This window comes from Streptomyces sp. KR55 (assembly GCF_052245645.1).
In the GTDB taxonomy this organism is placed as follows: domain Bacteria; phylum Actinomycetota; class Actinomycetes; order Streptomycetales; family Streptomycetaceae; genus Streptomyces; species Streptomyces flavusporus.
In genome coordinates, this window is record NZ_JBQQCE010000494.1 from 1 (window position 1) to 7,145 (window position 7,145).

A 7,145-nucleotide genomic window follows, 5' to 3' on the forward strand; every position below is an offset into this window, starting at 1 on the left:
ACGCCCTGCTGGCCGAGCGCGACGGTGGGTACGTCGTGGAGGTTGTGACGGGTCAGGGGTCGGAGTACCGCCCGGTCGAACTCGGCATGTTCGCCAACGGCATGGTCGAGGTTTCCGGTGACGGCATCACCGAGGGCACGGTCGTGGGGGTCCCGAAGTGACCGGTCTGACCCCTCCGGTGGTCGAGCTGACCGGGGTGTCGAAGGCCTACGGCGACGTCGTCGCGCTCCGGTCGGCGGATCTGGTGATCCAGCGCGGCGAACTCCTCGCGGTCGTCGGCCCGTCGGGCTCGGGCAAGTCGACGATGCTCAACATCATGGGCACGCTCGACCGCCCGTCGGGCGGCACGGTCCGGATCACCGGTCACGATGTCGAGAAGCTGAGCGACCGGGAACTGTCCGCACTGCGGGCCGGCACCATCGGCTTCGTGTTCCAGCACTTCCACCTCGCCGCCGGCGTCCCGGCGATCGACAGCGTCGCGGACGGCCTGCTGTACAGCGGCAAGCCGCGCCGTGAACGGCGCCGGACCGCCGAGCGGGCACTGCGCCGGGTGGGTCTGGGCCACCGGCTCTACCACGAGCCGCATCAGCTGTCCGGCGGTGAGAAGCAGCGGGTGGCGATCGCCCGGGCGGTGGTGGGCGATCCACCGCTGCTCCTGGCCGACGAGCCGACCGGCGCGCTGGACTCCCGGTCGGGCGCGGTGGTGATGGAACTGCTGCACGAACTGCACGAGGCAGGGACGACCGTGGTGGTCATCACCCACGACCGGGACATCGCGGGGTCGCTGCCGCGCGAGGTCCGGCTCAGGGACGGCCTCATCGAGCACGACTCCGCCTCCGCCGCGGCGCCCGTCGCCGCGCTGCCGGAAGGGGCCGCACGATGACCGCACCGCACGCGACGAGGGAACTAACGCCGGCCGCACGGCCCTGGGCCGACCTGCCGCCGCCACCGCGTCCCAAGGCCGCGCGGCTGAGCCCCGCCGACGTGGCCCGGGTCGGCGGATGGGGACTGCGCTCCCGCCCCATGCGGGTGTTCCTGTCGGCGCTGGGCATCGCCATCGGCATCGCCGCCATGATCGGGGTGGTGGGTATCTCCACCTCCTCGAAGGAGGACCTCAACCGCAAGCTCTCCGCGCTCGGCACCAACCTGCTCACGGTCAGCCCCGGCACGTCACTCAGCGGTGACACGGCTCATCTGCCGAAGGAGTCCGTGGAGATGATCGGGAACATCCCGGCCGTCGAGTCGGTCTCCGCCCTGGGCGGCACGGACGCCAAGGTCTACCGCAACGACCGCATCCCCAAGGAGGAGTCCGGCGGACTCACCGTGAGCGCGGCCCGCACCGACCTGCCGAAGTCCGTCGGGGCGAAGCTCGTCACGGGGCAGTGGCTGAACGACGCCACCAGCAAGTACCCGGCCGTCGTGCTCGGTTCGTCGGCCGCGGAGCAGCTCGGCGTGCACCAGGCCGGGCCGGACGTCCAGGTCTGGCTCGGGGACCGCTGGTTCACCGTCATCGGCATCCTCGCCGCCAACGAACTCGTCCCGGACCTGGACTCGGCCGCGCTGGTCGGCTGGTCCGTCGCCGAGAAGGAGCTGGGCTTCGACGGCTATCCGACGACGATCTACACCCGCGCCGAGGAGTCCGAGGTCGAGGACGTCCAGGCCGTCCTGGGTGCCACCGCCAACCCGGAGAGCCCCAACGAGGCCGATGTCTCCCGGCCTTCGGACGCGCTGGCGGCCAAGCACGCCACGGACGACGCGCTGAGCGGCCTGCTGCTCGGCCTGGGCGGTGTGGCCCTGCTGGTCGGCGGTGTGGGAGTGGCCAACACCATGGTCATCTCGGTACTGGAGCGACGCTCCGAGATCGGCCTGCGCCGGGCGCTGGGTGCCACCCGCGGGCAGATCCGCACCCAGTTCCTCGCCGAGGCCCTGCTGCTGTCGGCCCTCGGCGGCCTGGGCGGCGTACTCCTCGGCATCGGCGTCACCGTCGGCTTCGCCGCCTATCAGGGCTGGGCCGCCGTGGTGCCGATCTGGGCCATTGCCGGCGGTATCGGCGCCACGCTCGTGATCGGCGGCCTGGCGGGCTTCTACCCCGCCGTACGAGCCGCCCGGCTGCCTCCGACCGAAGCCCTGGCGACCACCTAGCGACACCCTCAGGACCGCGGTGCCCCCGTCGCAATCCCCCGCCGGCGGGGGCATCGCTCCGCTCCGTCGCCGCGGCCGGCGCGGCGTCCAAGTGCCCGGACTGGGCGGTTGGACGCGTTGTCGTCGGACGCGGCGTTCATGTGATCCTGGCGCCGGGGAGGCGCCCTTTCCGTCGTGCTGCCGGAAAGCCTCGCGAATAGTGTGCGTGGTGAATTCCCGTAATACGCGGCCGACGGTGTCGAACTGGCCGTGCCTTGTTGGTCTTTGGTGGTTCGGTTAGCGTGTTTCACGCCTATTCCGGCACAAAGACTGACGGGAGCAGTGATGGCGAATCCGTTCGACGACGAAAACGGATCTTTCCTGGTTCTGGTGAACGAGGAGAACCAGCATTCCCTCTGGCCCGCATTCGCCGAGGTTCCGGCCGGCTGGCGGGTGGCTTTCGGTGAGAGCACCCGCAAGGACTGCATGGAATACATCGAGGAGAACTGGCAGGACATGCGTCCGCAAAGCCTCATCGATGCCATGCGGAAATCCGAAGCAGCTCGCTGACAAAGGCCACCCGACGGTGACTACGAGACAGAGGTGGTATCTGTGGCCATGATGGGTGGCCCAGGGCCGATGATCATCAGAAGTGACGGGCCCGACTCCTCGATCAAGAATCAGAGAGCCAAGCCCGGCACGGCGAAACGGATTCTCCCTTACACCAGGCCGCACCGCCGCAGCATAGGTTGTCTCCTGGTCCTCACCACGCTGAACGCCGGCTGCGCGGTGGCCCCGCCGCTCCTGCTCAAGTTCCTGATCGACGACGGCATCCTGGCGCAGGACACCTCGGTCGTCGTGTGGCTCGCCGTGGCCGTCGCGGTCCTCGCGGCCGTCGCCGCCCTCGTGGGCTACGGGGAGGCCTGGTACTCGGCCCAGGTCAGCGAGGGGCTCATCTACGACCTGCGCACCAAGGTCTTCGACCATGTGCAGCGCCAGCCGCTGGCCTTCTTCACCCGCGCCCAGACCGGCGCCCTGGTCAGCAGGCTGAACACCGACGTGATCGGCGCCCAGCAGGCCGTGACCCAACTGCTGTCGACGGTCGTGTCCGCCGGACTGACCATGGTCTTCGTCCTGGCGACCATGTTCTACCTGTCCTGGGTGATCACGCTGTTCTCCCTGGCGCTGGTGCCGTTCTTCGTCCTGCCCGGCCGGCTCATCGGCCGCCGGATGCAGGGACTGGTGCGTCAGCACATGCAGGCCAACGCCGACATGGGCTCGATGATGCACGAGCGCTTCAACGTGAGCGGCGCGCTGCTGGCCAAGCTGTACGGCCGGCCCGACAAGGAGACCCGCGCGTACGCGAAGCTGGCGGCCAGGGGCCGGGACATCGGCGTCCGCAACTCCGTCGCCATGAAGATGCTGTTCCTCGCCACCATGTTCGTCGGCTCGCTGGCCACCGCAGCGGTGTACGGCATCGGCGGTGTGCTGGCGATCGACGGTTCCTTCCAGATCGGCACGTTGGTCGCCCTCGCGACGCTGCTCACCCGGCTGATGGGCCCGGTCGGACAGCTGTCCAACGCCCAGGCCGACGCGATGACGGCACTCGTCAGCTTCGACCGGCTCTTCGAGGTGCTCGACCTCAAGCCGCTGATCGCCGAGAAACCTGGTGCGACCGCGCTGCCGCCGGCCGAGGGCGACAGCCCCAAGGCACCCGAGATCGAGTTCCAGGGGGTGTCCTTCCGCTACCCGAAGGCCGCCGACGTCTCGCTGGCCTCGCTCGAATCCATCGCCATGCCCTCGCACGACCGCGACGTGGACAACGCGTGGACGCTGCGCGACCTCAGCTTCACCGTGCCCGCCGGCAAGCTGACCGCACTGGTCGGCCCCTCCGGCGCGGGCAAGACCACGCTGACCCACCTGGTGCCCCGGCTGTACGACCCGGACGAGGGCGTCGTACGCATCGACGGCCACGACCTGCGGGACCTGACGCTGGAGTCGCTGAACGACACGGTGGGCATGGTCACCCAGGACTCGCACCTGTACCACACGACGATCCGCGAGAACCTGCTGTACGCCCGCCCCGACGCCACCGAGCAGCAACTGATCGAGGCGTGCCGGGCGGCACAGATCTGGAAGCTGGTCGAATCGCTGCCCAACGGCCTGGACACCATGGTCGGTGACCGCGGTTACCGGCTCTCCGGCGGTGAGAAGCAGCGCATCGCCATGGCCCGGCTGCTGCTCAAGGCGCCGCCCGTCGTCGTGCTCGACGAGGCCACCGCGCACCTCGACTCGGAGTCCGAGGCCGCGCTCCAGCGGGCGCTGAAGACCGCCCTCGCCGGCCGGACGTCGCTGGTCATCGCCCACCGGCTCTCCACGATCCGGGACGCGGACCAGATCCTGGTCGTCGACGAGGGCCGGATCGTAGAGAGCGGCACCCACGACGAGCTGCTCGCCCTCGACGGTCTTTACGCCGAGCTGTACCGCACGCAGTTCTCCCGCCAGTCCTCACTGGGCAGCGGCGAGCCAGAGCCCGAGCGCGTCCCCGAACCGGCGGGCGCCCCCGGCCACTTCATGGGCCCGGATGGTCCCGGTCCGGTGTTCCATGGTCCCGGCCCGGGTGGTCCGGGTGGTCCCGGTCCGGTGTTCCATGGTCCCGGCCCGGGTGGTCCGGGTGGTCCCGGCCCGGTGTTCCACGGTCCCGGCCCGGGTGGTCCGGGTGGTCCCGGCCCGGTGTTCCACGGTCCCGGCCCCGGCAGCCCGGGTCACCACGGCCCCGGCCCGCACGGCCCCGGAGAGCCGGGCCAGCACCCCTCCTAGCACCGCCCGCAGCACCGACGATGCGTGGTGCCCGTGACCTCGGATACCGGTCGCGGGCACCACGCATCGCCGCGTCCGGGCCCGAAGGCCCACGGCAGCGGTCATGCCGGGCGGGACGGCGCTCACGTCCCGTACCCCCACCCGAAGACCGTCGGCTGCCTGCCCCTGCCCTGCCCCTTGGCCATCCACCCATCGATCCATCGATCCATCGATCTATCGACCATCGAGCGCCGACCGCTGGTCGCTGCGCGCTGACGTCCGGCCGTTGACCGCGGCCCCGGCGTGACGACCGGTCCGCCGGGAACCGGCCGCGACGACTGGCCCCGTACTGCACGAGTCGACCGCGCGGAAGAGACCAGACGGACGGCGCGAGTGACCCGCCGTCAGAACGCGAAACGCCCGGTGGGGACTCCCGCCGGGGACCTCACCGCGTACCGGCCGCTCAGTCGGCCGGGTGTGCCACGCCGCCGGCGGTCCTGCGCCGGTCCATCAGCTGACGGAAGGCGGCCCGGTCGTTACTGCGGGGGAACGGCTCGTCGGGCACCGGCACCCCGAGGAACGCGCACAGCGGCTCCCAGCCCTGACGGACCTCGAAGACCAGCAGCCGCGCGGGGTCGATCTCCCGCTTCACCGCGGCGACGTGCTCCTCGAAGACCTCGATGGCGTGTTGCTTGTCGGTGAACCGGCCGTCGAAGACACCGTCCCAGACGACGTCCAGGGACATCTGACGCACCTGGGCGAACAACGGATCGGCGTCGTCGGGCAGTGGAGCCACGGCCGCGGCGTGGATGCTGCTCTCGGCACTGGCGTACCAGGACTCCGGGTCACGTACGGTGAGGATCACCTTGGCATCCGGGAAGGCCGCGGTGATGTCCCGCCAGAACGCGGCGCCCGGCCAGTCCACGCTCGACCGGTAACCCTTGTACGCCCGCGCCCAGTCGACCGACTCGCCCCGGGCGGCGGCCCGCCACAGCGGAAGGGTGTCCGGGTCCTCGAACAAACCCAGCATGTGATGACAGGGACCGAAGCCGAGCCGTTCCAGTGCGGTTCTCAGCGAGAGGGTTCCGGTACGACCGAATCCCGCGCCGAAGACCTCCAGCATGGTTCCTCCTCGTGTGGGGGTGGGGAACGACGGTCCGCGGCTCACGCGCCGCAGAGCAGGACCGCCCAGATCGTGGCGCCAGGACCGAAGGCCAGGACCACGCCGTACTCTCCGGAGCCCAGGGGCCGGGTGGACTGCAATCGCCGGAGCACGCCGAGCACGGCCGGGGCCGCGGTGTTGCCGTACTCGCGCATCACCGCCCGGGCCACGGCCATGGAGTCCTCCGGCAGGCCGATCGCCTCCTCGACGCGGTCCAGGATGCGCCGCCCGCCCGGGTGCACCGCCCACCAGGCCACGTCGCCCCAGGCGAGGCCGTTCCTGGCCAGCAGCTCCTTCGCCGGCAGGCCGACCGCGGAGGCGACGACGTCGGGCATGGTCGGGGCCAGCCGGATCCTGAGCCCCAGGTCACCGAGGTGCACCTGGAGGTCCTCGGCGTGCGCGGGGACGGTCAGCTGCTCGGCGTCGACCACCCGCGCCCCCGGCGCGCCCGGCTCGTCGGGCTGGAGGACGACCGCTGCCGCGCCGTCGCCGAACAGGGTCAGGACGACCGCCGCCTCCTTGTCGTACGGCGGCGGCTGCATGTGCGGCGAGAACAGGTCGACCGCCAGCAGCACGGCGGGCCTGCCGCGAGCCGCGACCCAGTGTGCGCAGGTGGTCAGGGCCGGCACGGCCGCGTAACAGCCCATCGGGCCGAGGGAGAGGATCTCCACGTTCTCCCGCATGTCGAGCGCCGGCGCGAGCGCGTCCAGGCCGGGAGCGGAGTGGGTCGTGGTGGTGACGGTGGCCAGCAGCCCGACGTCCCGCGGGCGCAGTCCGGCCGCGTCGAGGGCCTCCCGTATCGTCGCCCCGCCCAGCCGGGTGGCCTCGGTGAGGCTACGGTCCATCCGCTGCCGGGTGGACCACTGCCGGGGATCCTCGGTCAGCGGGTCGACCGCCATGCCCTTGGTGGTGATGGCGGAGTTGTTGACGACCCGGGCGATGGCGTCGCCGCCGGCGTCGGCCGCGACGTGGTCCGCGAGGTCCGCCATGTTCATCAGCGGCGGGGTGCGGAAGTCGATGTCCGTGATGCGAGCGTGCGTCATGTCGGCCACCCGTCTCAGCT

6 protein-coding genes are annotated in these 7,145 nt (G+C 71.0%); 4 read left to right on the forward strand and 2 right to left on the reverse strand.

Annotated features, from left to right (window positions below):
- The first annotated feature begins 166 nt into the window (after nt 1–166).
- From ACTWQJ_RS43005 to ACTWQJ_RS43020, 4 genes are all read left to right on the forward strand, one after another.
- Complete coding sequence (locus ACTWQJ_RS43005) at nt 167–883, forward strand: ABC transporter ATP-binding protein (RefSeq protein WP_443311847.1); 717 nt, start codon at nt 167–169, stop codon at nt 881–883.
- Nucleotides 880–2,142 carry an ABC transporter permease gene (locus tag ACTWQJ_RS43010; RefSeq protein WP_443311843.1) on the forward strand — a complete coding sequence of 421 codons (1,263 nt, stop codon included), beginning with the start codon at nt 880–882 and terminating at the stop codon, nt 2,140–2,142. Before ACTWQJ_RS43005 ends, ACTWQJ_RS43010 begins: the two co-directional genes overlap by 4 nt.
- A 324-nt stretch (nt 2,143–2,466) precedes the next feature.
- Complete coding sequence (locus ACTWQJ_RS43015; protein ID WP_443311844.1) at nt 2,467–2,691, forward strand: MbtH family protein; 225 nt, start codon at nt 2,467–2,469, stop codon at nt 2,689–2,691.
- 48 nt (nt 2,692–2,739) lie between these two features.
- On the forward strand, nt 2,740–4,941 hold the full coding sequence (locus tag ACTWQJ_RS43020; RefSeq protein WP_443311848.1) for an ABC transporter ATP-binding protein: 2,202 nt from the start codon (nt 2,740–2,742) through the stop codon (nt 4,939–4,941).
- A 442-nt stretch (nt 4,942–5,383) separates the two neighbouring features.
- Here ACTWQJ_RS43020 and ACTWQJ_RS43025 read toward each other — a convergent pair whose 3' ends face one another.
- Both ACTWQJ_RS43025 and ACTWQJ_RS43030 read right to left on the reverse strand, forming a co-directional pair.
- The gene (locus ACTWQJ_RS43025) at nt 5,384–6,043 is read right to left on the reverse strand and encodes a sulfotransferase family protein (protein WP_443311845.1); all 660 of its coding nucleotides are present in this window, start codon (nt 6,041–6,043) and stop codon (nt 5,384–5,386) included.
- A 41-nt stretch (nt 6,044–6,084) separates the two neighbouring features.
- A partial coding sequence (locus tag ACTWQJ_RS43030; RefSeq protein WP_443311846.1) for a type III polyketide synthase occupies nt 6,085–7,145 on the reverse strand: 1,061 nt, incomplete at its 5' end.

Bases quoted from the DNA above. Each gene is read 5' to 3' on its own strand.
- ACTWQJ_RS43025 (WP_443311845.1), bottom strand. From the start codon at position 6,043: ATGCTGGAGGTCTTCGGCGCGGGATTCGGTCGTACCGGAACCCTCTCG.
- ACTWQJ_RS43015 (WP_443311844.1), top strand. From the start codon at position 2,467: ATGGCGAATCCGTTCGACGACGAAAACGGATCTTTCCTGGTTCTGGTG.
- ACTWQJ_RS43010 (WP_443311843.1), top strand. From the start codon at position 880: ATGACCGCACCGCACGCGACGAGGGAACTAACGCCGGCCGCACGGCCC.
- ACTWQJ_RS43020 (WP_443311848.1), top strand. From the start codon at position 2,740: ATGATGGGTGGCCCAGGGCCGATGATCATCAGAAGTGACGGGCCCGAC.